Origin of the sequence: Leifsonia poae (assembly GCF_027921845.1) — a bacterium.
Taxonomy (GTDB): Bacteria; Actinomycetota; Actinomycetes; order Actinomycetales; family Microbacteriaceae; genus Leifsonia; species Leifsonia poae.
Genome location: NZ_BSEN01000003.1, coordinates 113,003 through 137,146, shown reverse-complemented (window position 1 = coordinate 137,146; position 24,144 = coordinate 113,003). Strand labels below are relative to the sequence as shown.

General features: G+C 68.5%; 19 protein-coding genes. 7 read left to right on the top strand and 12 right to left on the bottom strand.

What is annotated here, in order from left to right:
- Nucleotides 1–1,137 (bottom strand): DUF4331 family protein, encoded by a 1,137-nt coding sequence (locus PKE84_RS04295; RefSeq protein ID WP_271175981.1) that lies wholly within the window; start codon nucleotides 1,135–1,137, stop codon nucleotides 1–3.
- A gap of 21 nt (nucleotides 1,138–1,158) precedes the next feature.
- Nucleotides 1,159–1,545 (bottom strand): hypothetical protein, encoded by a 387-nt coding sequence (locus PKE84_RS04290; protein ID WP_271175980.1) that lies wholly within the window; start codon nucleotides 1,543–1,545, stop codon nucleotides 1,159–1,161.
- A 399-nt stretch (nucleotides 1,546–1,944) separates the two neighbouring features.
- On the opposite strand from PKE84_RS04290, the gene nicT reads away from it, so the two are divergent.
- Entirely contained in the window at nucleotides 1,945–3,075 is a 1,131-nt protein-coding gene (nicT, locus tag PKE84_RS04285; RefSeq protein ID WP_271175979.1) for a Nickel transporter NicT, read from the top strand.
- Between the two features lie 37 nt (nucleotides 3,076–3,112).
- Here nicT and PKE84_RS04280 read toward each other — a convergent pair whose 3' ends face one another.
- On the bottom strand, nucleotides 3,113–4,045 hold the full coding sequence (locus PKE84_RS04280) for a LysR family transcriptional regulator (protein ID WP_271175978.1): 933 nt from the start codon (nucleotides 4,043–4,045) through the stop codon (nucleotides 3,113–3,115).
- An 84-nt stretch (nucleotides 4,046–4,129) separates the two neighbouring features.
- Between PKE84_RS04280 and PKE84_RS04275 the strand changes: the two genes are divergently transcribed.
- Nucleotides 4,130–5,044 carry a DMT family transporter gene (locus PKE84_RS04275; protein ID WP_271175977.1) on the top strand — a complete coding sequence of 305 codons (915 nt, stop codon included), beginning with the start codon at nucleotides 4,130–4,132 and terminating at the stop codon, nucleotides 5,042–5,044.
- Between the two features lie 30 nt (nucleotides 5,045–5,074).
- Here PKE84_RS04275 and PKE84_RS04270 read toward each other — a convergent pair whose 3' ends face one another.
- Nucleotides 5,075–8,236 (bottom strand): beta strand repeat-containing protein, encoded by a 3,162-nt coding sequence (locus PKE84_RS04270; protein WP_271175976.1) that lies wholly within the window; start codon nucleotides 8,234–8,236, stop codon nucleotides 5,075–5,077.
- A gap of 303 nt (nucleotides 8,237–8,539) precedes the next feature.
- Here PKE84_RS04270 and PKE84_RS04265 point away from each other — a divergent pair, with 303 nt between their 5' ends.
- Together PKE84_RS04265 and PKE84_RS04260 are read left to right on the top strand one after the other, a co-directional pair.
- Complete coding sequence (locus tag PKE84_RS04265; RefSeq protein WP_271175975.1) at nucleotides 8,540–9,118, top strand: helix-turn-helix domain-containing protein; 579 nt, start codon at nucleotides 8,540–8,542, stop codon at nucleotides 9,116–9,118.
- Between the two features lie 55 nt (nucleotides 9,119–9,173).
- Nucleotides 9,174–9,716 carry a dihydrofolate reductase family protein gene (locus tag PKE84_RS04260; protein ID WP_271175974.1) on the top strand — a complete coding sequence of 181 codons (543 nt, stop codon included), beginning with the start codon at nucleotides 9,174–9,176 and terminating at the stop codon, nucleotides 9,714–9,716.
- A 26-nt stretch (nucleotides 9,717–9,742) separates the two neighbouring features.
- Here PKE84_RS04260 and PKE84_RS04255 read toward each other — a convergent pair whose 3' ends face one another.
- Entirely contained in the window at nucleotides 9,743–12,772 is a 3,030-nt protein-coding gene (locus tag PKE84_RS04255) for a hypothetical protein (RefSeq protein ID WP_271175973.1), read from the bottom strand.
- Nucleotides 12,773–12,938: 166 nt separating this feature from the next.
- On the bottom strand, nucleotides 12,939–13,964 hold the full coding sequence (locus tag PKE84_RS04250; protein WP_271175972.1) for an aldo/keto reductase: 1,026 nt from the start codon (nucleotides 13,962–13,964) through the stop codon (nucleotides 12,939–12,941).
- Between the two features lie 174 nt (nucleotides 13,965–14,138).
- On the opposite strand from PKE84_RS04250, the gene PKE84_RS04245 reads away from it, so the two are divergent.
- Nucleotides 14,139–14,750 (top strand): TetR/AcrR family transcriptional regulator, encoded by a 612-nt coding sequence (locus tag PKE84_RS04245; protein WP_271175971.1) that lies wholly within the window; start codon nucleotides 14,139–14,141, stop codon nucleotides 14,748–14,750.
- 13 nt (nucleotides 14,751–14,763) lie between these two features.
- Here PKE84_RS04245 and PKE84_RS04240 read toward each other — a convergent pair whose 3' ends face one another.
- Both PKE84_RS04240 and PKE84_RS04235 read right to left on the bottom strand, forming a co-directional pair.
- Entirely contained in the window at nucleotides 14,764–14,904 is a 141-nt protein-coding gene (locus PKE84_RS04240) for a hypothetical protein (RefSeq protein ID WP_271175970.1), read from the bottom strand.
- A gap of 124 nt (nucleotides 14,905–15,028) precedes the next feature.
- Entirely contained in the window at nucleotides 15,029–15,751 is a 723-nt protein-coding gene (locus PKE84_RS04235) for a TetR/AcrR family transcriptional regulator (RefSeq protein ID WP_271175969.1), read from the bottom strand.
- Nucleotides 15,752–15,843: 92 nt separating this feature from the next.
- On the opposite strand from PKE84_RS04235, the gene PKE84_RS04230 reads away from it, so the two are divergent.
- Complete coding sequence (locus PKE84_RS04230) at nucleotides 15,844–17,043, top strand: FAD-dependent monooxygenase (protein WP_271175968.1); 1,200 nt, start codon at nucleotides 15,844–15,846, stop codon at nucleotides 17,041–17,043.
- Between the two features lie 60 nt (nucleotides 17,044–17,103).
- The gene (locus PKE84_RS04225; protein ID WP_271175967.1) at nucleotides 17,104–17,796 is read left to right on the top strand and encodes a VIT1/CCC1 transporter family protein; all 693 of its coding nucleotides are present in this window, start codon (nucleotides 17,104–17,106) and stop codon (nucleotides 17,794–17,796) included.
- Here the strand turns inward: PKE84_RS04225 and PKE84_RS04220 are convergent.
- From PKE84_RS04220 to PKE84_RS04205, 4 genes are all read right to left on the bottom strand, one after another.
- On the bottom strand, nucleotides 17,793–18,677 hold the full coding sequence (locus tag PKE84_RS04220) for an acetylxylan esterase (RefSeq protein WP_271175966.1): 885 nt from the start codon (nucleotides 18,675–18,677) through the stop codon (nucleotides 17,793–17,795). The genes PKE84_RS04225 and PKE84_RS04220 overlap by 4 nt on opposite strands.
- Before the next feature lie 30 nt (nucleotides 18,678–18,707).
- A complete protein-coding gene (locus PKE84_RS04215; protein ID WP_271175965.1) occupies nucleotides 18,708–19,340 on the bottom strand; it encodes an SGNH/GDSL hydrolase family protein in 633 nt (210 codons plus the stop codon).
- Nucleotides 19,341–19,352: 12 nt separating this feature from the next.
- Nucleotides 19,353–21,818, bottom strand: coding sequence for a X2-like carbohydrate binding domain-containing protein (locus PKE84_RS04210; protein WP_271175964.1), 2,466 nt, complete (start codon nucleotides 21,816–21,818; stop codon nucleotides 19,353–19,355).
- A gap of 102 nt (nucleotides 21,819–21,920) precedes the next feature.
- A complete protein-coding gene (locus tag PKE84_RS04205; protein ID WP_271175963.1) occupies nucleotides 21,921–24,134 on the bottom strand; it encodes an alpha-galactosidase in 2,214 nt (737 codons plus the stop codon).
- Nucleotides 24,135–24,144 lie beyond the last annotated feature (10 nt).

Genomic DNA, 24,144 nt, shown 5'->3' with positions numbered 1-24,144 from the left:
TCAGTGGTGGTGCGCGGGAGCCGACGGCGGGTTGGGATCGGGTTCCGCCAGGTAGGGGAACGTACGGGTCGCCGGCCTGGTCGGTGCATCGACGCCGTCACGGATGACCGGCCCGTTGCCGGCGTTGACGAGCTGGGTGAAGATCGTATCCATCACATCGTCGTTGAGCGCGCGCCCACCGCAGGTCTCGTGCGCTTCACCGCGCATCGCCGCCAGTTCGATCTCCAGGAACGATCCCGTCTCGGCGTACGGCTTCGTCAGGTCGAGCACGAGGTAGTCGGCGAGCACGAGATCGGTGAGCGGATGGTCGCCGTTGGTGTTCGTCTCCCAATCGACCGTGCCGTCGATGCCGTCCCAGTACGCCAGGTTCGCGTTCAAGCGTGCCCGATACGCCCCGGGATACGACTCACCGAGGTGGAAGGCGTCCTCCATGTTGTAGAGGTCTCGGATCTCCAGATCGCGGTTCACTGGATCGTGCTCTTTCGGTGCGAGCATCATGTTCTTGACCTCGGGGCGCCCGACGCGTTCGATGCGTACGTTGAAGGTTCCGCGGGTCAGCGTCTCGGCTACGACGCCGATCAGCTGCGCGCCCTCCAGGAGGGCTATGTCGACTTCGAGCACCAGGCTCAGCACGCTCTTGCCGTCGAGGAAGATCGTGCCGGGGTCGGTGAACGCGAGTTCTCCCGTTGCGATGGTCTTCAACGCGGCCGGAGCGTCCATGAAGAACGGATCCCAGCGGTGACCGGCGAAGACCCGGACCCCGTGGGCCGACTCGGCGTGATCGTCGTTCACCCGGAACTCGACGGTTTCGCCGCTCGGTGTCGTGCAGAACCCCTGCTGCCCGGCGTCGTCACCCGAGCCGTGGTGCCCGGGCGCTGAGAATACGCAGTCGAACACGAACTCGCGCCCGCCGGGTGCAAACGGGGCGGCGCTGCTCGTGCGGTCCTCCGTGAGTGGACGTACCCGGAACCGGTAGATGAGGCCGTCGGACAGCGTGTTGGACGGCTGCGCGAACGGAAGGGTGTTCATGACGAGCACGAGGTGACCCGGCCGTTCCGGACTCGGGAAGGCGAAGAAGTCCGTGATGTCCGCGATGGGCTCGGACAACGCACGCGGGCCTGAGATGTGATCCGACATCGGTGTCCTCCGGAGATTCGATCAGCCTGCGGCTTCGTCGAGCAGCGGCTGCAGGGCGGGGTGCCGCAGCGCCTCCGCCGCATCCGGATGATCGAGCACCTTCTCGAAGGCGGCGTTGACGCGCTGCGCCTTCCGGATCTCCTTCACCGTTCCGGGATAGTTTCTGGCGTACGCGGCCGCGCTCTGCTGCGCGCCGAGAATGAACGACTTCACCGACGCGAGGTCGGGGAGACCCTCGTACCCTTCGGCGTGCTGGAAGATCAGGTCGAAGAGAGCGAGGGTCGGTCCGGAGGTGAAGAAGTCCTCCATGTAGGCGTCCCACGGTCCATCGAAACTGGTGATGAACGCCAGCTGCCTGTCATCGTCGAACAGCACGAAGCGGGCCTCGTGAATGGTGGATATGGCCATTCCGTAGTCGCCGGGGCGATACCCGGGTGTGTTCTGGAGGTCGCGCAACGCCGCGCGCAACGCTTCGCCATCACCCGGTTTCACACGGAAGAACAAGCTGAACTCGCTCGTCGGTCCGACCATCACACCTGGTCGAGTACTCTCTGTCTCCGATGCAGCCATGGGCCCTCCCCGGGGGTGGAATCACGAGTTTGTCGTCGATCCGCGGTCAGTCTTACAGCCCGTTGGAGAACTTGCAATGGAATCGAGGATGATCTTTTCCTCGAGCGGGGTGATCCCATCGGGCCTCGACGCCGAGGGATGCGACTGAGACGATACCTACACGACGACGTACGCAACGGAGAGTGATTCGGGCACAACGCAACACCGGATCCGGCTCGTTTCCGAGCGATCGCCGCCATGACGAATGGACAGCGACCTATGCAGAACGGGCACGACCGGGTCTCCGGCAAGTGGACGTCTCTGATCGCGATGGGCACGTTCATCGTGGCTCTTCACATCATCGGCTGGGGGACTCTGCTCGGGATCGTCGCGCCGGCCGGCTACCACGTCGGCGGCCCGACCCAGGTCTTCGGCGTCGGACTCGGCATCACCGCGTACACGCTCGGCTTGCGCCACGCCTTCGACGCCGACCACATAGCCGCCATCGATAACACGACCCGCAAACTCATCGCCGACGGCCAGCGCCCTGTCTCCGTGGGCTTCTGGTTCTCGGTCGGCCACTCCAGCGTCGTCTTCGGCCTGTGCGCACTGCTCGCCTTCGGAGTGCGCACCCTGGCGCCACAAGTCATCAGCGACAAATCGGCCCTCCAGCAGACGACCGGGCTCATCGGAGCATCCGTCTCCGGCGTGTTCTTGCTCCTGCTCGGCGTCGTCAATCTGCTCGTACTCAAGCAGGTCGTGGGCGTGTTCCGCCGGATGAGGACGGGGAACTACGACGAGACGGAACTCCAACGTCAGCTCGACCGGCGCGGCATCATCAGCCGGATGCTCGGGCCGCTGACCCGATCGGTCAAGCGGCCGTGGCAGCTGTACCCGATCGGCCTGCTCTTCGGGCTCGGCTTCGACACAGCGACCGAGGTCTCCCTGCTCGTCCTCGCAGGCGGCGCCGCCGCGTTCGCGCTGCCCTGGTACGCGATCCTCACGCTGCCCGTCCTGTTCACCGCCGGCATGTGCCTGCTCGACACCGTCGACGGCTACCTCATGAATTTCGCCTACGGCTGGGCGTTCTCCACCCCGGTCCGCAAGGTCTACTACAACATCACCATCACCGCGTTATCCGTCGCAGTCGCGCTCCTCATCGGCGGCCAAGAGATCATCTCGGTCGTGGCCGATAAGCTCGACATCACCACGGGGCCGATCGGCTGGGTCAGCCGTCTCGACCTCAACTATGTCGGCTTCATCATCGTCGCCATCTTCATCACCACGTGGACGCTCGCACTCACCATCTGGCACGTCGGCAGGATCGACGACCGGTGGACGAAACGGCTCCCCGCGCCCCGTGTGCTCGACGAGGGACCCGCAGAGTGAGCAGCAGGTACGCGAACGGTCAGCTCGAGACCGAGCTCTAGGACGCGAGAGGCTGCGTCGTGGCGAGCCGTGAGGAGGCGGCTTCGGTGAGGACGGCCGCGAGGTTCTGGATTCCCGGGTCGGCGAAGTCGGGCTGGCGGGCGGCCAGGTGGATGCTCCGCTTCACCGGCGACGTCAGCTCGCGCAGGTCGACGCCGGCCGGAAGCTGCGCGATGGCCAGTGAAGGAACCAACGCGACGCCGGTTCCGGCCGCGACGAGCTCGAGTTGCACGGCGAAGTCCATCGATTCCGCGACGATGCGAGGGCGGAAGCCGGCCAGTCCGCACGCCCGCTCCATCATGGTGTAGCAGGTCACGTCGTCGGTCGGCGCGATCCACCGGCTGTCCGCGAAGTCTGCGAGGTCGACCATCCCGCTCGCCGTTTCGCCGGGGCGCGACGCCGGGATCGCCAGCCAGACGGGTTCCGTTCCGAGAGGGCGCGACGACAGTCCGTTCGGGATGTCCCGCGGAACGTTCGAGTAGGAGTGGATGACCGCGAGATCGGCCGTGCCCGAGGCAAGCGCACTGAGCGCGTCGTCGGGTTCGGACGTGGTGATGCGCAGGTCGATGGCAGGGTCCGCATCGGGCAGGATCCGGCGGCACGCGTCGGCCACGATGGTTCGCGCGGCCGACGGGAAGGCGGTCAGCGTGTACTGGCCGATGCTTCCGCTTCGAAGGGATTCGAGTTCGAGTTCGGCGAGGGAGAGCCGGTCGAGGATGTCGTGGCCGTGCGCCGCCAGCGTTCTGCCTGCGGCGGTGAGCACCACTCCGCGTCCCTGGCGCCGCGTGAGACGGAGGCCGAGTTCCTTCTCCAGTGCCGTGAGCTGCATGGAGACGCCGGGTGCGCTCAGGTGAAGCTCTTCGGCGACGGAGGCGATCGTGCCGAGCCGCTCCAGAGCGGCGAGGAGCCTGAGCTTGCGCACATCGATCATTGATCAGCTCCAATAAGCGTTGATTAGGTATAGCGAAACAACTCGTCAATTGTGCTTATTCAACCAGCTTGTCACGATCGAGTCATGAGAGTCAACAAGGCCCTGATTTCCGGACTTGCCGTCGTCGTGCTCTGGGCATCGGCGTTTCCGGCGATCCGCGTCGCGGCTCCCGCACTGGGGGTGAACGGGCTCTCGTTCGTTCGTCTCGCGGTCGCGACGGTCGCGCTGATCCTCGTGGCCCTGATCGTCGGAGCGCGTCTGCCGAAGCTCCGCGACCTCGGCTGGATCGCGGCGTGCGGATTCTTCGGCATGGCCGCCTACCAATTGCTGCTGAATTGGGGCGAGCTGTACGTTCCCGCCGGAACAGCGAGCATCATCGTCGCCGCCGCGCCTCTCGTCTCGGTCGCCGTCGCGCGCATCCTCTTCGCCGAGCGCGTCTCCTGGCTGACGGTCGTCGGCAGCATCGTCGCACTCGGCGGAGTCGCGTTCGTCTGTCTGGCCGGGTCCGGCGTCTCGTTGTCCAACGCGGTGTGGATCGTGGTGGCCGCGATGGTGGCGCAGGGCATCTACCACCCGCTGCAGCGTCCGCTGTTGAAGCGCTACTCCAGCATCGAGGTCGCCTGCTACGCGATGACGGCAGGCACCATTATGACGCTGCCGCTCGTGCCCTTCGACGGTGACAGCCTGCTCGGCGCGGGTGCCGGGCCGTGGTTGGCAGCGCTCTATCTCGGATTGCTGCCCTCGGCGGCGGGGTTCGTGCTGTGGGCGTATGCGGTCGCCCGGATGCCCGTGGCGACGTCGACGTCACTCCTCTACCTCGTGTCTCCGGTTGCGGTGCTGATCGCCTGGGTCTGGCTCGGAGAGCTGCCCGCCCTCAGCCAACTGCTCGGCGGCGTGGTTGTGATCATCGGCGTCGTCATCGTCTCACAGGCGCCGCGCCTGCTCTCAGCGCACGCAGCGCGCCGCCTCCGTGGCCGAACCGACGCGAATATCGTCTGAGCCGGCTCCCGGGCTGGCCCGGCAACACCGTCAGGAGTGTCGGCGACGTCGCAGGCGTTCCACCGCCGCAGCTCCTACGCCGAGGAAGAGGAGTGCTGCCGCGACGGTCACGGCGGGCATCAGATCGGAGCCGGTGCCCGGCAGGTCCGTGCCCGGCAGATCAGTGCCCGGCAGCCCGCCGCCACCACCACCGGGAGGCTCGGGGAGCGGAGGCGATCCTCCGACGGTCGTCCAGACGCCCTGCGCGTCGTTGTCCGTCGGCGACGCGTCCGTGTCGGTGGCGAGGGTCGGGACGACCAGCGGACTGACCGGTTCAGAGATGGCGTCGACGAAGCCGTCGCCGTCGAGGTCCGTGTTCGCGGCCGGGGCCACGTAGGCGACGTCGTGCATCGTCGACTCACCGGACGGCGCGGACACGACGCGGACCGTCACGGTCAACGCAGTACCGTCGGACTCGGCCCCCAGTGCGGTGTCGGACGTGGCCGTCGTGCCGTCGACGGTGTAGCCGTCGCCCGTCATCGAGACGAGTTCGACGCCGCTCGGCAGTAGTTGGGTGATCGTCCATCCGGCGGGTGCGGAGCGGGGGCCGTCGTTGTGCGGCGTCAGCGTCCAGGTGACGAGGTCGCCGTCGTGGCGCACCGCGTCCGGCGCGTCGAGGACTTCGGTGAGCGACAACTCGATGCAGTTCATCGGGTAGAGAACGGGTGCGGTGGTGAGTTCACGGACTTCGGCGCCACCACCGTCGTAGTACAGGGCGTCGTCGAGGTAGCCGGTCGCCTTGCACGGCGCGCCCCAGTCGTTCGGAGTGGCGTAGTCGCGGGCGTCGACCGCGACCGGTCCATCGGCGGCCGCGACGAGGGGCACGACGTCCGCCGCCACCCTGGCCACGGGGGCGCTGTCGTCGCCGACGACCGCATTCGGATACGTGCGGATGGCCGTCGACGCTGCCGGGAACGTGTTCCCTGTGACGAGTGCCGGGTCGCGCAGTGTGCGCCTCGTCGCCTCGTCGGAGGTGTCGTCGATCGTTCCCACGCGGATCCACGTCCCGCCGCCGGTGAAAGTGTTCCCGCTCACGCGGATCCCCGACGACGAGTAGGAGCCGGCGAGCGCTCCGTCCTCCCAGAGGGGCGCGACCGTGATCGCCGCGAGTCCGTCGCCGCCGACCTGGTCGATCGTGTTGTCCGTGACGACCAGGTCGTGAGCCGGCCCGGCGGTGACGGCGTTCGGCTGCCCGCTGATGGTGTTGTCGGAGATGGTCACCGCCGTCGTGCCCTGCAGCACCAGGATGCCGTCGTCGTTGCCCGTCATAGTGGTGCCGTGCACGTCGATGTCGTGACTGATCCCATTGGCGGGCGTCGTCACGACGAAGAGACCCACAGCCGAGTTGTCGGTGAACGTCGTCGCGCTGACGTCGATGTTCGCGGCGCTTCGACCGTAGATGCCGTACTCGACCAGGTTCGCCACGCTGGCGTTCGTCACGGTCGACCCGTCCGTGGCCGAGTAGAAGAAACCGTACGACCCGGCGTCGATCGAGGCGCGATCGACGTCGACGTTCTGCGACGCGTAGGCGCGCAGGATGGCGGCGCCGGTCGTCGGGGTGATTCCCTCGTGACCGTGCACGGTGATATCGGTCGCCTGCACGCCGACGGACTGGTGGATGACGAGGGCCGAGCCGGTGATGTCGGCGGTGACGTCGGTGATGGTCGCGTTCTCTGCGCCGAGCAGGTAGACGCCGTGCGAGGCATCCGGCGGCCCTGTCACCGTGATGTCGGAGATGGCGATGTCCACGCGCTCCGAGGTCGGGTCGACGGTGGACTGGGAGGCGATCGCGTAGAGGAAACCCGTGGCAGTCTCGGTGGTGATGGTGACGTGACCGGAGTTGACGACGTTGATGCCGGTCCCACCCGTCGCGCTGCCGCTGTCGAGAACGGCGCCCGTGACGGTCGCGCCTTGCGTGGAGCCGAGGGTGATACCCGAGAACGCCGTGATCGTCGGTGCGGTGATGGTGGGTCCTGCGCCGGTGTTCGCCGCGCTGACGGTGATCCCGTACATCACCTGGTCGATGACCGGATGGTCGATCGTCACCCCCGTCGACAGCAGGGTGACGATGCCGGTCGACTGGTTGGCGCCGGTTCCCGTGATGCGCGCACCCGTCACTCGGGGGCCGGTCGTCACGCCCAGCGCGATCCCTTCCCGGCTGGTGCCGTCGATGACCGCGTCGCTGATCACCGGCCCGGCGCCGGAGTTCGTGGTGGCGGTGGCGATGCCCCGGGTGAAGCCGTGCACGGTCGCTCCGGTGACGACGGCGCCGCTCGACTGTGCGAGGTCGATGCCGGTTCCCGTGCCGCCCGTCACCTCGAGCCCGGTGATCGTCGGCGCACCGGCGCTTCCGAGTGAGACGCCGGAGGTGGCCGCGGTGATGGCTCCGCCGCTGATCGCGATGCCGCTCGCAGTGGAGGCAGCGGTCGCGATGATGCCGGTGGCGACGCCCACGATGCTGGCATCGGTGATGGTCGCCGACCCGGTGGTCAAGTTCACGCCGTAGGAGGACGCCTCGCCGGCGCCGTTCATGTCGAGGCCGTTGATCTTCACGCCGGTGACGGCCGCACCGAGCTGGACGCCCGTCGGGCGGAGCACAGGGGTGGGATTGCGGATGGTGATGTTCGTGAGCACCGCGCCGGATACGGAGACGGTGATGATCGCTCCCGTGTTGGCGGCGCCGATCGTGACGTCGTCGGCCAGCGACAGGCCGCCGCCATTGATGGTGAACCGGGCATAGAGCATCGACTGCGCGCTGGAGTCGATGGTCACCGAGTTCGGGACCAGGAGTGCGCCGGTGAAGGCATAATCACCCGGATCGAACGAGACGGTTCCGCCGACCGGTGCAGCGTTGAGTGCGGCCTGCAGTGTGAGCGTGCGGGTGGCTGGACGTTGAGCAGGGGTGCCGACCCAGGCGATCGCGAGGGTGTTCGCATTCGGCACGGCGGCGGGCGGCATCTCCACGATGGATTCGTCGGGCGTCTGCGCCGGTGCGTCGAGGCCGCTGGGAAGGGTGGGATCGGCGGGTGGGGGCGGGTCGCCCGTGTCGACGGTGTCGGGCGGCGAGGCGGCGAGCGCCGGCGTCGCGACCGGAAGCAGAACGGCAGCGGCGAGCACTGCCGCCGTCCCGAGCGTCGCGGCGATGACGCGCATGCCCGTCGCGACCCTGCGACCACTCCGTCTCATTCGCATTCCGGCCCCCCGCCGTATCGGTGCGCCATCGAAGACCAATGCGACCAGTTTGGGGGTCCACGGCCGATTGTTCAAGAGAAACGATGGATGCGCCGATCAGCGGAAACCCCGGGACACGGTGCTTCGGCGACCGTCGCGAGTAAGCTCCCGCCTGTGGGGATGACCTTCGACACCATTGCGGGTGAGCTTCCGCTGGTGCAGCGTGTGTGGTCCGCCACCTGCGACGCCCCGACCCCTTTCACGTCGGTGGCCAAAGGGTCTTCGATGATCGCGTTCGCGCGGCATCGTCACAGCGTCACCGTTCACGTGCGCGGGCCGGAGACGAAGGCCACGCAGCTGACGTGCCCGGAGGACTGGGAGTTCTTCGGAGTGGAGCTGCAGCTCGGCGCCTACCTGCCGCTGTTCGCGCCAGCGGCTCTGGCCGACCTCAACGACGCTCTGCTGCCCACGCGTTCCGGCGGCCGGGTCGTGCTGGATGACCGTGACTGGGAGATGCCGACACCGCAGAATGTCGACGTGTTCGTCGGCAGGCTCGTGCGAGCCGGGCTTCTGACCGTCGATCCCGCCGTCGAGGACATCCGTCACGGCGAGCGACCCCGCGGGATGTCGGAGCGGACCGCGCAGCTCCGGTTCCGTCGGGCCGTCGGAGTATCCCACCGCAGGCTTCTGGGCATCGAACGAGGACAGCTGGCCGCGAAGCTCCTCGCCGCCGGTTCGTCGATCGCCGACGCGGTCGCCGCCGGTGGCTACTACGATCAACCGGACCTCACCCGCGCGATGAGGGCGGCCACCGGTCACACGCCGGGCGAGTTGAGGACCGACATCCCGTTCCTGGCGTTCTGACCCGGATTCGGTTCGGTACAAGACGCCGCGACCGTCGCGTTGGTTAGCTGAGGGCATGCGAAAACTCATCGAATTCGACCATCTCTCGATCGACGGCCGGTATGCCGGGGACAGCTGGTGGGCCGCGCAACTGCAGGTCGCCCCGAACGCGAACCATTTCGACTACCAGCTCCGGCTGCTGGAGCAGGCGACAGGTCTCGTGCTCGGCCGAGTGACCTACGACACCTTCGCCGGGTCGTGGCCCGCGATGTCCGGCGACCTCGCCGACACGCTCAACGCCCTGCCGAAGTACGTCGCCTCCACCACTCTGACCGAGACCAGCTGGAATGCCGAGGTGCTCGAGGGCGACGCCGTCGAGGCCGTCGCCCGGCTCAAGGAGTCCGGCGACGGAACACTGGTCAAGTACGGAAACGGCTCGTTCAGCAGGGCCCTCATGGAGGCCGGCCTGCTGGACGAATTGCATCTGAGCATCTCGCCGTTCGTCGCGGGATCCGGTGACTCGCTCCTGGCCGGGATCACCGCGAGCCCCATGACCCTGACCGGCGTGACCGAGATCGGCAACGGCGCAGTGGTGCTCGCGTACTCACTGCATCCCTGACCCTCGACCGTCGTCGGCGCTGGTCGTCATTGCGCCGGTGGGGAGCTGCTCGTCGGCAGCCCGGTCACGTCGGAGAGTTGCGCGTATCCCGAGCCGGAATCGCTTTTCGCCGCGTCGTCGATGGCTCGGCTGAGGCTGTTCACGCTGTAACTGGACAGAGCCCAGCCGAGCGGGGCAGCGATGGTCGGCCGGGTGAAGGGGGAGACGACGATCGCGTTTGAGCCGTATTCGTCGGCGAACCCCTCCGTCTGCGTCGCGCACGCCTCCGAGTGTGCCGGACACGCGCGCTGGAAGTTGGCGATGATCCTCTGGATGAGCGCTCGGTGGTCGGACTGCGCGCTCGCCGCATCCCTACCTTCGAGCGGCACGAGAGGTTCGGCGACGACACCCGCTTCTTTCGCTTGCAGGTCGAACCCGCTGGAGTTCCGCAGGAAGAGGAGGAGCGGCAACGCGAACGGTTCCGCGCCGTGCCGCGACAGATTGTATTCGCGGACCGCCGTCGTGATCGTCGGTGCGAGATCGGCGACGGTGCCGAGTGCCGAACCTTCTGCGTAGCCCCCGTCGATGAGCTCGACGGTCTTCCCCTCCGAGCACGCGCTTCCGCTCGGCAGTCGGCCGGCCGGGGTGATGATGGGGAATCGAGCGGACAGCATCGCTGCGCCCGCCCAATCCAGCGAGGCCGGACACTGTTGGCCGCTGATCGTCGCAAGGTCCGCGGTCTCGGCCGGCTGCACGCCCGGTCGGGAGCACGTGACCGGTGACGAGTCGCTCCCCGACAGTTGTGCGGCGCCGGTTGCCAGCTGCCCGATGATCACCCGGCATTTCGAGCGTGCGTCGGTCGAATTGAACAGAGTGTATCCGGTCGTATCGGTCGGCGTGACGTCGAACTGCCGCCCCAGTCCCGGTGCTGCGTCGATCCAGCCCTGCTCGATGAGGGAGGCGCGATCCCGCCAGCCGATGCGGCCGTCCATGACGGAGGGGACGTGCATCCCGAGGTTGCCGGCGACGAGGTCACCTGCGAGGAGACCCGTCACTCCGCTGGCGACGACGCTCTGCGCCGACACGGCGCGGACCTTCGCGAGTGCGTCTCCGCCCGACGTCTTCGTCAATGCCAGACCGAGAGAGCCTCCGGAGACGCCGCTGGAGAGCGCGACGGACTGGGCAAGGCAGCCTGCGCTCCCCAGCTTCTGCAGCGCCTTCACGGTGAAGTACGCAGCACGGATGCCACCGCCCTCGGCAGCCACGATGATCACGGGTTTCACGACCGTGCCGTCCGGCAGGGTCAGGTAGCACCGCGCCGCGTCGATTCGACCGCGCAGTGCGTCGACCATGTCTCGGGATGCGGGCGGCGTCGAGGCCGGACCGGTCGAGTCGTGCCCGATCCGGATCGCGTGCGCGGTCGCGTCGCCGCCCCAGACCGATGCTCCGGTAATGGTGAAAACGAGTGGGAGTGCGATCGCGAGGGTCAGGATGGGCGCGGCTTTCAGGCGGAGGCCCCGGAAGACCGCCAGCACCTGGTAGTCCTGCAATGCCACCGTGAAGGCTCCCAGGATCACACCCCAGGCGGTGATCAGGGCGACCGTGACACCGACTCCTCCGAGCGCAGCGGCGAAGTCGGCCGGGAACACGAGCGCCAGCGCGATCACCGCGACGCCTGCACAGATCAGCGCGAAGAGGCCTCGACGGTTCCGGGCCGATCGCGCCGGTGTCGGCGTGGCGGTCGGATCGGCCCATCGGTTGATCCAACCGAGAGCGCGCGCAGGAGCGGACGTGATCCGCAGCCATCCGGCGTCGGGTGCGGGACGCGCGTAGCCCGTGAGCCCGACGACGACGAGCGGCCACAGTACGGCGCTGACGAACCCGAGCACGAAGATGCCGATCGCCCATCCGGACGGGCTCAGGAACGTCGGCCCGGCAAACGATCGCACGAGGCCGAGCCCGCCGACGCAGAGCACGAGCACAGCCAGGACGTCGCCGAAAAGCCACGCGTAGACAGCCCGGTCGGGATCCGGTTCGACGTCGATCATCACCGGGGGACGTCGCCGCTCGAGCAGCGCGGAGACCACGATCACCGCGATCGGGATCCCGAGGAACAGCGCGGCTGCGGAGTCGAACTGCGTCATGATCGCGGGCCACGTGGCCCCCGCGATAAGCGACGCGAGCAGCGTCCACACAGCCAGGACGAGCCACGCGACAACGGGGATCGACCACCAGATCCACTGGCGCTCAGCCGGCAGCTTCGCCGATTCCGGGTACTGGCGGACGCGGAAATCGTAGCTGCAGCGCGAACGCTGTCGTCCGAGGAGGAAGAGCCCGACCGCCGCGAGTCCCAACGTCGCCGCGGCGATCCCTGCGTAGTGCACAGCGCCCCAGGGGAGGTCGTCGAGCCACTGGCGTTGCACGTCTGGCAGTTGATCGAGCACGCCGTCCGACGGGATGCACGCCAGCACGACCAGCGCGAGTACCAGCACAGCCGACAGCCGATGCACCCAGACCGCTTGGGACATGTTCCGAGTCACCCGCCAGAGCACACCGCGCGTTCCGGGGTTCCTCAGCACCGCGATCACGAGCAGACCGAAGGCGATCCATTTGCCGGTTGCCACAGCGGCCTCGATCGTCCCGATGAGCGCCAAAGAGGGTGGCTGAGTGGCCGAGCCGGCGCTGGAGAGAAGCGTCATCGCCCCCACGATCAGAACGACGGCCTCGATCGCCTCCAACAGGATCAGCAGCTGGAGGAAGAGTCTGCTGACGTTCGTCCAGGAGTGTCCCGCGACCATGTCGGAGGGCGCCGGCGGAGTGGCTCGAGCGACCAACCGCAGCAGGATCACCGCGTAGGCGACCACGAACAGGGCATCCGCGGCGACCGAGAACAATATCCACCAGCCGACGGCGTCGGCCCGGCCGCTGGTGTACCACTGAGCCCACGACGAGACGTTCGTCGCCGCGCCGAGGCCGATGACGCCGGAGAGGGGGTGACTCTGCCGATCCTTGCCGATCGCCTGCCCGATCAGCTGGTCGAGGCCGGCGATCGTCAGCAGGCTGGCGGCCGCGAGCATCGCGAAACACAGCAGCGTCGCGATGCGCCTGCCGCGGTCCCGAACAGTGGCTCGGACGGATTCGGCGCGAACAGCAGGCCAGACATAACCAGGTAACGACATCGCCACCCCCGGACACGGGTTCGCTCAAGTGAGAGTGCCTCACTATAGCGGAGAAAGCGTGCGGCTACGCGGCCGAACGCTGCGTCTCCGGCCGCCGGCGCGCGCTCGGGTCGCCGACCTCGGGGCCGCGGTAGACCATGTCCATCGCGCCGATGCTCTCGCCGGGCGGCACGATCGCGTCGATGCGGTCGAGCACCTCGTCCGAGAGCGCGACGTCGACTCCGGCGAGGGTGTCCTCCAGCTGCTCCATCGTGCGCGGGCCGGCGATCGCGGAGGTGACGCCCGGGTGAGCGATGACGAACGCCATGGCGAGGTGCGTCAGCTTCACGCCGACTTCGTCGGAAAGCGCGATGAGTTCCTCGACGACCGCCAGTCGGCGCTCATCCCGGAAGTGGCGCATCCCGGTTCTCGCGGAGCGGAAGTTGTCGTTGTCCGCGCCCGCCCGGTATCGCCCGGTCAGGGTGCCGCCCGCGAGCGGGCTGTAGACGAGCGTGCCCATCCCGTAGCGTTCGGCCACGGGGAGGATCTCGCGCTCGATCTCGCGGTCGAGGATCGAGTAGTTCGGCTGCTCGGTGCGGAACCGCTCGAACCCTCGGCGCTCGGACATCCACTGCGCCTCGACGATCTCCGACCCCCGCATCGACGACGAGCCGATCGCGCGGACTTTGCCCTGGCGAACGAGATCGGTGAGCGCGGAGAGGGTCTCGTCGATGTCGGTCTCCGGGTCGGGCCGGTGCAGTTGATAGAGGTCGATGTGGTCCGTCTGCAGGCGGCGGAGCGAACGCTCGACCGCCTCCATGATCCAGCGACGGGATGCGCCGCGATGGTTGATGTCGTCGTCGACGGGTCCCCAGAACTTCGTGGCCAGAACGACCTCGTCGCGACGACCCTTGAGTGCTTCGCCGACGACCTCCTCGGAGTCCCCGTACCGGTCGGCGGTGTCGACGAAGTTGATGCCCGCGTCGAGGGCCCGATGGATGATGGCGATTCCCTGCTGCCGGTCGGGGTTTCCCAGCGATCCGAGCATCATCGCGCCGAGAGCGTACGGGGTCACCTGGATGCCGGTGCGGCCGAGTGTGCGGTATTGCATGGTGTCTGCTCCTTGTGATTGTCACCGTGACACGGTCACGGGAGTGACCTAGGATCGAGCGAAGTGGAACATCACTCCGGATGAGTTGGGGTGCACCGGCGAGTTACCGGAGCGGCGTTCCGCTTAGTTCCCGACTCTATACGGAACAGCGTTCCGGATGCAAGGAGATGGTGCGTGCCAACCGCAGCGAGTACCGCCGGAATCGTGGCGGATCACCGACAGCGCCCGATGCGTGCGGACGCGCGACACAACGCCGACGCCCTGCTGGAGGCCGCGAAGGCGGTGTTCGCCGAGGCCGGCGTGGACGCCCCCGTTCGATCGATCGCTGAGCGTGCCGGCGTCGGGGTCGGCACGCTCTACCGGCACTACCCGCTCCGGTCCGATCTCATCTCGGCGGTGTTCCGACGCGAGATCGACGCCTGCGTCGACGCTGCGACCGAGATCGAGGCCACGTATCCTCCCGGCGAGGCGCTCGACCACTGGATCATGCGCTACATGCAGTTCGTCGCGACGAAGCGCGGTCTCGCCGCTGCGCTGCACTCGGGTGACGCGGCGTACGAGCCGCTCGCCGAGTACTTCGCGACGCGTCTCGCGCCCACGCTCCAGCGCCTGCTCGCTGCGGCGACCGAATCCGGGGACATCGTTCAGGATGTCGAGGCGACCGAGTTCCTCGGCGCGGTCGCCAACCTCTGCCACGGTGGCGGACCATCCGGTGAGAATCCGGGCCAGGCTGAGCGGATGGTGCGATTGCTGCTCGCCGGATTGCGGGCCACGGACGTCGACTGACGACGCTCGGGCTCTAGTCCGGTTCTTCCTCGGACTCGAGGGACTCGTCTGCGTCGATGGACGTGTCGTCCGTCTCGGTCGCTGCCGTCGCCGCTTCGGCCTGCGCGTGCGCCTCCGCTGTGGCTTCCTGCTCGCGTCGCTCTCTTCTGTTCACGGAGCGTTCCTCTCCCGAAAGTGGGTTTGCTTCTTCCCGTGCACGACCAACTCTAGGCGCGCACCGACCGCCATCGAAAGGCCTCGTCAGGCGGGCGATCGGGAGTCATCCGGCTCTGCGTCGATCACGGCCTCGACGAGGCGGTGCGGACATCGATGAGGGTCTGGATCCCGTCGAGGATGCGGTCGGTTCCGAACGCCAGTGCATTGTCGCGGTCGCCTGCGGAGGACGCGCTGTCGAATGCCTTCGCCACGTGCGGGAAGCGCGCGGCATGCTCATCGATGATCGAGGACATTAGGAGCGCGGTCGCTCGTTCCGTCTCGCCGTTCGCGGTCTGCTGCTGGACGATGCTGCGCACGTGCCCGCTGAGCAAGGCGAGCACATCCAGCTGCTCGGCGCCGTTCAGTGGCGTGCCGGAAAGGGCGGTGAGGCCGAGCTCCATCCACGACAGCTCGTTCGGCCCGATCACGCGGGCGCCGACGGACAGTTCCAGTGCCCATGGTGCGTCTGCGAGCCGACGGTGCAGCTCCACCGTCCAGGCGGCGAGGCCTTCGCGCCACTCCGTGTTCGCAGGCGCTGTCGCACGCGCAGGCGGCACGGGGGCGGGGCCCATCTTCGTGTCCAGCATCAAGGCGGTCAGGTCGGATTTTCCCGGCACGTAGCGGTACAGCGACATCTTGGTCGCGCCCAGCTCGTCCGCGACCCGTTGCATGGAGACGGCGGCAAGGCCGTCGCTGTCGGCGACACCGATCGCGGCGTCGACGATGCGCTCCAGGGTCATCTTCGGTTTCGGTCCGCGCTTCGTGCTGCGCTCGGTGGGCCAGAGAAGTGTCCGGTTGGCAGCCACCGAAGGCTCCTTTCGACGCAGGGACTTGAAACTGTGTCTACCATACGCTAATTTGTGTCCATCGGACGCAATTACGAAGGAAGGGGCGTCTCATGACGTCGAAGAAGGTACTCATCTCCGGTGCGAGCATCGCCGGACCGGCCGCGGCACTCTGGCTGAGCAGGCTCGGATACGACGTGACCGTCGTCGAGCAGGCGCCCTCGCTGAGGCCAGGCGGCCAGGCCGTCGACTTCAAGGGGCGCACTCACCGCTTGGTCTTGGAGCGCATGGGGATCTGGGACGACATCGTCGCCGCGCAGACACCCAAGACCGATCTGCGCATCGTCGACGACGAAGACAGGGTCAGAGCCGTGATGCCCGGCGAGTTCATCGGCGGCGACATCGAGATCCTGCGAGGCGATCTGGCCGGCATCCTGCACAAGCACAGCGCTGCGGCGTGCGACTACGTCTTCGGCGACCGCATCACGGAGTTGACCGATACCGGTCGCGGAGTCGAGGCGTCGTTCGTGGATCGCGCGTCGGAGACCTTCGATCTCGTGCTCGGGGCGGACGGCGTGCACTCGGGCGTGCGCCGCCTGGCGTTCGGGCCGGAGGTGGAGTTCGTGAAGCCGCTCGGCCACTACTACGCGGTGGCGGGCGCCACCGTGCCGAGCGACCTCGAGATGGTGCTGCCGAGCGGACGGCAGGTCGGGTACGCCTACAACGAGCCGGGCCGGCTGGCGATTCTCGGAGGCTCGAAGGCACCGCAGTTGTTCGTGTTCGCAGCGAAGAACGGCGATTACGACCGCCACGACGTCGACTCCCAGAAGCGTTTTCTCGCCCGCGGGTTCGAGCATGCCGGCTGGCGGGTGCCCGAGCTTCTCACCGCCGCGCTCGCCAGCGACGAGTTCTACCTCGACGCGCTGGCGAGGACCACGATGACCGCGTTCACCTCCGGACGCGTCGCCCTCGTGGGCGACGCCGGGTACGCCAACACCCTGGGCGGGTTCGGCACCGGGCTCGCCCTGGTCGGCGCGTACATCCTCGCCGGAGAGCTCGCGGCCGCAGGCGGCGACCATCGGGCCGCCTTCGCCGGTTACAACCGGCGCATGCTGAAGCCGACGAAGATCGCGCGGTCCGGCAACGCGGGACCGTTCCTCGCTCCGCCGTCGCGGGCGCGCATCCGGATGCGGGACTTCACGTTCTCGAATCGGCTCGCCTTCGCCGCGATGATGAAGATGACCGACATGTTCGCCACCGATGACAGCGTTCCCGACTACGCGCTGCCGACCGGGCTCCGGTCGCCGCGCTGAATCGGCGTCCGCCCCGGGCTGAGCGGACGTTCGCAGCGCACGGTCGTGAGAACATGGCGCATGGCCAGCCTGCTCATCCGGTTCCGCGATGCAGTGACGGATGCGGCATCCCTGCGTTCGTGGACCGTGGACGCCAACGACGGCATCATCGCGACGGCCGGTGTGCTCGAGGGTTTCGCGGGGGCCGGGGCGAACGACGCGACACTCCTGACAGCCGCGATCGTGGCGACCGTGGCCGGCGGACTCAGCCTGGGCGGCGCGAAGTGGTCGGAGGAGGCCGCCGAGCGTGAGGCCCAGCTCAGGGTCGCGCGGGAGGAGGCCGCGCAGCTCGCGCTCAGTCCGGAGGATGAGGTCGTCGAACTGGCCGGGTACTACGAGCGAAAAGGGCTGACAGCCGAGCTCGCACGTCAGGTGGCCGAACAGCTGACGGCGGCGGATGCGCTGGGCGCGCAGCTCGAGACCGAGCACGGCATCCGCGAGGTGATGTCGAGGGCGGCGCCGATCTGGTCGGGGGTCACCGCGGGTGTCGCTTTCGTGCTGGGCGCGCTGGTCCCGCTGCTGATCACGATCCTGGTGCCGGGACGGCTCGAGGCGTGGGCGGTGCTGCTCGCCGTGATCGTCTCGCTGATCCTGACCTCGATCGTGAGCGCGCGCAGCGGGCGCACGACGGTTCTCCGCACGATCGGGCGGTCGCTCACGGTCGGCGTCGGGACGCTCGGGGTCAGCTATCTCGCGGGCGTGCTGATCTTCTAGGCGAAGCGCTGCGTGAGCACCGCGAGGGCTGCCTCCCGGTCGGCGGCGCCGCCGGCCTCGTGGCCGGCATCCGGCCATTCGCGGAAAACGAGCGGTGCCGCGTACGCCGCGGCCGCCGCGCGGGTGGTCTGCGGAGGGCAGATGTCGTCGTCGAGGCCCGCCGACATCCAGCCCGGCGCCGTCGCGTGGCGGGCGGAGGTGACCCCGTCGACGTAGGAGAGCGTGCGCGCGACGGCGGTGGCGCGGTCGGGATGCTCGCGGAGGTAGCCGCGCAGCTCGGTCCAGGGCCCCTGCGCCGCGCGCCGAACGGCCTCGGGTGCGTCCGTCAGGAAGGGGGCCTGGGCGAGGACGGCGACGAGGTCCGGCACGAGGGCTCCGACGCCCAGGGCGATGCCTCCGCCCTGGCTGTTGCCGATCATCGCCACGCGCGATGGGTCGACCTCGGCCAGGCCGCGGACGGCGTCGACGGCCCGTGCGACATCCACGAAGACCCCTCGGTAGTAGGAGTTCTCAGCGTCGTCGATGCTCTCGAGCAGGTGCCCGGCGCTGCCGCCGCCCTGACCGTGGGTGTTCACCACGAGGTGAGCGAAGCCGGCCGCCGACCAGGTGAGGTCGTCGATCGGCGCCAGCCTGCCGGCACCGTAGCCGTTCGCGTGAACGACGGCAGGGAGGGGGCCGGGGCGGTGGCGCGGTAGCCTCAGCCAACCGCTCACCGCCCGGCCGTTCGAGCCCCGGAAGGTGACGTCGAACACGTCGATCATCGTCAGCCTCGTGTCGATCGGTTCGATGCCGGTCGCGAGCGGGAACCGGCGTGCATCCTCCATCGCGGCCGCCCAGAAGTCCCGATAGTCGTCCGGTGTCGGCAGGGGTTCGTGACCCACCGGGGCCTCGGGGTGCAGCGGGTTCATCGGTCAGGACGCCCGCGCATCCGGATCGGTCGCTCCGAACGCCTCCAGCCACGCTTCGGCGATCAGGGCGTGGCCGGCGGGGCTCGGGTGCACGCCGTCCGGGGCGATGGCGGCGATGCCGCTCTCGGCCGCAGCGGCGGTCAGGCGGTCGTGCAGCGGAACGAACGTCGCCCCGTACTGGTCGGCAACTCGGCGGAGCACCGCGCGCTTGCCGTCGAGGTCGTCGATCCACTCGCGGTGTGCGGGCGTGGACGGCAGGAAGAAGGGCTCAATGATCAGGAGGCGGGGCAGGGGAGCAGGCAGGGTGTCGAGGAGTCGGAGCAGGGTCGCCTGGAAGGCCTCGGGCGACGTGGGGTCGTCGCTGTCGAAGCGGCGCCACATGTCGTTGACTCCGACGTAGACGGTGAGCACGTCCGGGTGGGCGGCCACGACGTCGGTCGCCCAGCGGGCCTCCAGGTCGATCGCTCGATCGCCGGAGACGCCGACGTTGCGCACGTCCGCCCCTCCAGCGCGCTCGGCGATGGCGTCCGCGAGGATGCGGACGTAGCCATCGCCGAGCGACGCGGAGTCGCCCCGATCGCGGCCGCAGTCGGTGATCGAGTCGCCGACGAAGACGAATCGGGTGCGATGGGACATGGAACTCCTCGGCTACTTCTTCACGGTGTACTGGAACAGGTCGTGCCGGAGAACGTCTCCCGACGCCTTCGTGACAGTGATGCGGTGCTCTCCGTCGCGCAGCCCGTCCACGCTGAACAGGGTCTGGCCCGTGCGGCGCGCATCCGAGTGCACGTTCACGGACTTCACCAGCTTGCCATCCAGCGAGACGCCGGCCGTGCCCTGATCGGGCGCGGTCGGGCCGATCCAGGAGATGCCGGTGCCGCGGAAGGTGAGGCTGACCGAGTCGCCGTTCTTCGTCGTCGCGTGGACGTCGTCATGCGCGTCGCCACCGAAAGCGAAGCTGAGCGACGCGGTTCCCGCAGCCAGCCCGGCGAGATACCCCGCGCGGATCGTCACGGTGGAGCCGGACACGACGTAGTCGGTGCCCCGCTTCAGCGCCGTGCCGTCGCGGGTGATGCCGGCGAGCTCGCCGCCGTCGCGCAGGAGGCCGACCGACACATCGGCGGGCTTCGCCTTGTCGAACACGGCGGTGTCCGGCTTCAGCAGGCTCGCCAGCGTCACATCGAGCTTGTCCAGCAACATGTAACCACCCGACTTCTTCACGACGCGCAGCGTGTGCGAGCCGTTCGACAGTCCGCTGACACTCCACACCGCCTGCTGCACGAGACGTGGCTGACCCGCGTCGCGACCCGTGCTCACCGTCTTCTGCAACTGGCCGTCGAGATACACGTCCACATCGCCCTGCGACTCGTCCAGCTCGGTCACGTAGTCGATGCCCGTCCCCGAGAAGGTGTACTGGAACGACGAGCCATCGGTCTCGGCGTAATGCACGTCGTCTTTGTAGTCGCCGAAACCGCGGCCGCCGCTCTGACCCCACCCGCCGCTGTAGGAGATGCCGGCATCGCCGTCGTTCACAGCGACGACACGGCCAGAGGCGGGCGGCGTCGGAACCGGACCGGTCGACGAATCGCCCACCGCCACCTGCAGCGGCTGAGCCGTCGCCGGATCCTCGAGACCACCGTTGCGCTTCCACGTTCCGGAGTACGTCACGCGTTGCGCGTCATCGTTGAGCGCGACCGTCGAGTTCTTCTGCGGGGTCACCCTGAGCAGGCGGACGCCATGGATCGGGATCGAACGGCCCGTGAACTGCGCGTCGAAGCGTCCGAGGTCCTTGCCCGCCCACAGGTCGCGGACGGTCGCCGCGCCATTCAGTCCGAGATCGGACCAGTTCGCCGTGATGTCCGCGTCGGTGCGGCCGAGGTTGAACAGCGCGACCGTGTAGCTGCCGTCGGCGTTCGGTGCGTACCAGACCTGCTTGTCGGTCGATGTGGAGACCGGCTGTGCCGGCGTCCCCGCCTGGTTGACCGCGACGACCTCGCGGTTGGTGAGCAGGTCGACGCCGAACTGATCCAGCTTGGTCAGATCGTTGCCGACGTACATCGGAGCCGCCGAGATCGCCCACAGCGTGGTCGCGGTGCGTCGCTCGTCGCGGGTGAGTCCGTCCATGCTGCCGTTGCCGACGTCGAGCGAATCGAAATCGTTCCAGCCGCCGGGGCCGGCATAGCGCCACCAGTCCGCCGCCCGTGGGAAGAGTCGCGCGATGTTGTCCCACTGGGTCAGCGCCACACCGGCGCAGTAGCACTCGACGTCCCATTCGACGCGCCAGCCGTTCGCGTACTGCTTCCACGTGTCGGCGTAGTTGATGTCGAGCGCCCACGACAGCTCGAACCAAATTCCGTGCTTCTTGAGGGCCTTCGACCAGGCGGCGACGTCGTCGCGCGCGTCGAGAGAGAGGTCGCTGACACCCGAGCCCGGGGTCACGCTGTCAAACTTGAGGAAGTTCACGCCCCACGCGGCGAGCTGGTCGACGACCGAGTCGACGTACTTCTGCGCGCACGGGTTGCCGAAGTCGATGCGGTAGCCGATCTTCCAGTAATCGGCTTGCTGCAACGGCTGCTTCACGATGCTCTTCGTGGTGCAGCCGGGCGCGCCCTCGATCGGGTAGGCCTTGTTGTAGACATCCGGTGAGATGCCCGGGATGAGGTAGAGCCCGAACTTCTGCCCGTTCGCGTGGACGTGATCGATGACCGCCTTCAGGCCCTGCGGGTAGAGCGCGTCGCTCGGAGCCGGCCGCCCGTTGGCGTCGACGTGGTCGGTCCAGCCGGAGTCGACGTTGATGTAGTCGTAGCCGGCCTTCTGCAGCTTGGCGTGCATCGCGTCGGACTGAGCGACGATCTGGTCGGCGGTGATCCACTTCGGATTCCCGCTGTAGACCTGCATGCTGTAGCTGCTCCAACCCATATAGGGCGTCATCGCCCAGGAATCGGGAGCAGGAGCAACGGCTGGCGGTCGGGTCACCGTGCTGGTCGGGGACGGCGTGGCGCGATCCATCGGCGTCGCGCCCGCCGGGGCGGCTGCGGCGACAGCGAGCCCCAGTGCCGCGATCGCCGCGACCATGGCTGTGAGACCACCTCGCGTGCGTGTATGGCGTGTCATGCGATCTTCCTCTCTGAAGAGCCCCTGGCGCGTCGGTGCGCCGGAGCGGTTAGTGCGGTGGGCCGTCTGAGGAGCGGGCCGGTCCGGCGGCGTGCGAGCGCATCAGGGCACCCGCACGAGGTCGAACAGCATCGCCTGCTGCGGGTTGAGGGTGGGCATCGGGACGCCGGCCATGGCGAGCACCGCTCCGGGAAGAATGACGCCGTCGGCCCGAGTAGCCGCGACGATCCACGCGGGATCGGCGCTCTGGTGGCGGCTGGCGGGCCCGAAGTCGTCACGGATCCGCACGGCGTACTGCGACGCTGCGTCGAGACCGGGGAAGCGCACCCGCCCGGACTGCCCGGGGGCCGAGGTGGCGAGCCGTGCCCACGTGAAGATCGACCTGCTCCCATCGGCGCCGACGATGCCGGTGAGAACCGTCGCCTCGTCGGCGAGGTCGGCGTTCACGACGCGACCGGTGTGCATCAGCCCGCGCAGCTCGCGATAGGCGGCCCCCCAGCGCGCGATCTGCGCGAGCTGGCCGTCGTCGGCCTCCTGCAGGTCCCACTCGATGCCCGCATGGGCCGTGAGCGCGACGATCAGCCGGAACGCAAGGTCGGTGTGACGGGAGGTCGTGTGCGAGCGCTCCGCCCCGAGGTGTGAGCCGATGAGTTCCGGAGGCACGAGCATCCTGGTCCAGCGCTCGATCTGCAGACGTTCCACCGGGTCGTTGCAGTCCGACGCCCAGACGCGGTCGGTGCGGTCGAGGATCCCCAGATCGACGCGCCCTCCGCCCCCGGAGCATGTCTCGATCTCGAGGCCCGGATGCCGCGCGCGCAGGGTGTCCAGCATCCGGTACAGCGCGAGCGTCTGCTCGTGGACGACCGGGCGGTCGATTCCCGCGCGCCCGCTCACCGGCTCGGAGAGGTCGCGGTTGTGGTCCCACTTGATGTAGTCGACGTCGTACTCCCCGACGATCGCGCTGATCTGCTCGAGCACGTGGGCGTACGCGTCGGGGCGGGTCAGGTCGAGAACGTACTGATCCCGTGCGGTCGCGCCGAGCGCGTGCTGAGGCCCGAGCACCCACTCCGGGTGGGCCCTGGCGAGGTCCGAGTCGAGGCTGATCATCTCCGGCTCGAACCAGATGCCGAACTCCATGTCGTGGGAGCGGACGACCTCGACCAGCGGCGAGAGGCCGTCGGGCCAGATGGACCGGTCGACGAACCAGTCGCCGAGCCCGGCATTCGCGTCGCGGCGGCCGTGGAACCACCCGTCGTCGAGCACGATGCGCTCCACACCCACGCGGGAGGCCCGCTCGACGAGCGAGGTCAGCCGCTCCAGGTCGTGGTCGAAGTAGACGGCCTCCCACGAGTTCAGCGTCAGGGGGCGGGGAGAGGACGGGTGTGTCGGACGCGCACGCAAGCGTTGGTGCAGCCGCGCCGCGATCCCGTCGAGGCCGTCGCCCGACCAGACGAACAGGGCCGTCGGCGCGGCGTAGCGGTCGCCGTCCTCGAGCGCCATCTCCCCGGGCCGAAGGCCCTCGCCGACTCCGAGGACGGAGGAGAACGTACCGGCGCCCTCGGTCAGCTTCTCGACGACGTACTCGGCGTCGCCGCTCCATGCGAGGTGCGTCGCCCAGGCCTCGCCCCGGCCGAAGCCGAGGTCCTCCGTGCCGGCCACGACGAGGAACGGAGCGTCGTGGCCCGGCTTCCCGCGCCGGGCCCGGCGCACGTGGCTTCCGAAGAACACCGGCCCACGCTGAGGGGCGCGCTCGCGGCACCACTTGCCGGTGAAGTCGAGGATGTCGACGGCCCGTTCGGGGAGCGGGAGGAGCACGCGGAGCGCGTCGAGGGTGTACGCGATGGCGGTCGCGTGCGGGGAGAGGGACGTGTCCCGCACCAGGGACACGTCGACGGCGAGCACGCCGAACCGGTCGAGTGCGAGCGACATGGTCGAACGCAGCGCCGTGATGTCGTCGACCAGGTCGATCTCGATCACACCGCCGTCCTCGCCGGCCCGGCCGTCCTGGCGATGGCGTACGGCCACCGTGCGCGGCCGCGGTGTCGTCGCCGAACCGGCGGCGTGGCCCTCCTGGGCCGGGGTGCCCGCCCACCCTTCGAACTCGGTGGGCCACAGGCTGAACGCCCGGGGGATGTCGGGCGAATTGTTCAGCACGGCGGGGCCCGCTGTATCCCGTAGAGCGGCCGCGGCGACCTCGTCGAGGGGGCCGATGTCCGCCCCCCAGTGCAGCACCCGCGGCACGCGTCCCGCCGTGTCGATGACGAAGGACGTGCCTGCTGCGCGCAGTGAGAGAACGGCGCCGTAGCCGTCGACCATGAAGGTGCTC

Excerpts from the sequence above, each read along its gene's own strand:
- PKE84_RS04295 (WP_271175981.1), bottom strand. The coding sequence starts at position 1,137 with ATGTCGGATCACATCTCAGGCCCGCGTGCGTTGTCCGAGCCCATCGCG.
- PKE84_RS04290 (WP_271175980.1), bottom strand. The coding sequence starts at position 1,545 with ATGGCCATATCCACCATTCACGAGGCCCGCTTCGTGCTGTTCGACGAT.
- nicT (WP_271175979.1), top strand. The coding sequence starts at position 1,945 with ATGACGAATGGACAGCGACCTATGCAGAACGGGCACGACCGGGTCTCC.
- PKE84_RS04280 (WP_271175978.1), bottom strand. The coding sequence starts at position 4,045 with ATGATCGATGTGCGCAAGCTCAGGCTCCTCGCCGCTCTGGAGCGGCTC.
- PKE84_RS04275 (WP_271175977.1), top strand. The coding sequence starts at position 4,130 with ATGAGAGTCAACAAGGCCCTGATTTCCGGACTTGCCGTCGTCGTGCTC.
- PKE84_RS04270 (WP_271175976.1), bottom strand. The coding sequence starts at position 8,236 with ATGCGCGTCATCGCCGCGACGCTCGGGACGGCGGCAGTGCTCGCCGCT.
- PKE84_RS04265 (WP_271175975.1), top strand. The coding sequence starts at position 8,540 with ATGATCGCGTTCGCGCGGCATCGTCACAGCGTCACCGTTCACGTGCGC.
- PKE84_RS04260 (WP_271175974.1), top strand. The coding sequence starts at position 9,174 with ATGCGAAAACTCATCGAATTCGACCATCTCTCGATCGACGGCCGGTAT.
- PKE84_RS04255 (WP_271175973.1), bottom strand. The coding sequence starts at position 12,772 with ATGCTCGCGGCCGCCAGCCTGCTGACGATCGCCGGCCTCGACCAGCTG.
- PKE84_RS04250 (WP_271175972.1), bottom strand. The coding sequence starts at position 13,964 with ATGCAATACCGCACACTCGGCCGCACCGGCATCCAGGTGACCCCGTAC.
- PKE84_RS04230 (WP_271175968.1), top strand. The coding sequence starts at position 15,844 with ATGACGTCGAAGAAGGTACTCATCTCCGGTGCGAGCATCGCCGGACCG.
- PKE84_RS04225 (WP_271175967.1), top strand. The coding sequence starts at position 17,104 with ATGGCCAGCCTGCTCATCCGGTTCCGCGATGCAGTGACGGATGCGGCA.
- PKE84_RS04215 (WP_271175965.1), bottom strand. The coding sequence starts at position 19,340 with ATGTCCCATCGCACCCGATTCGTCTTCGTCGGCGACTCGATCACCGAC.
- PKE84_RS04210 (WP_271175964.1), bottom strand. The coding sequence starts at position 21,818 with ATGACACGCCATACACGCACGCGAGGTGGTCTCACAGCCATGGTCGCG.
- PKE84_RS04205 (WP_271175963.1), bottom strand. The coding sequence starts at position 24,134 with ATGGTCGACGGCTACGGCGCCGTTCTCTCACTGCGCGCAGCAGGCACG.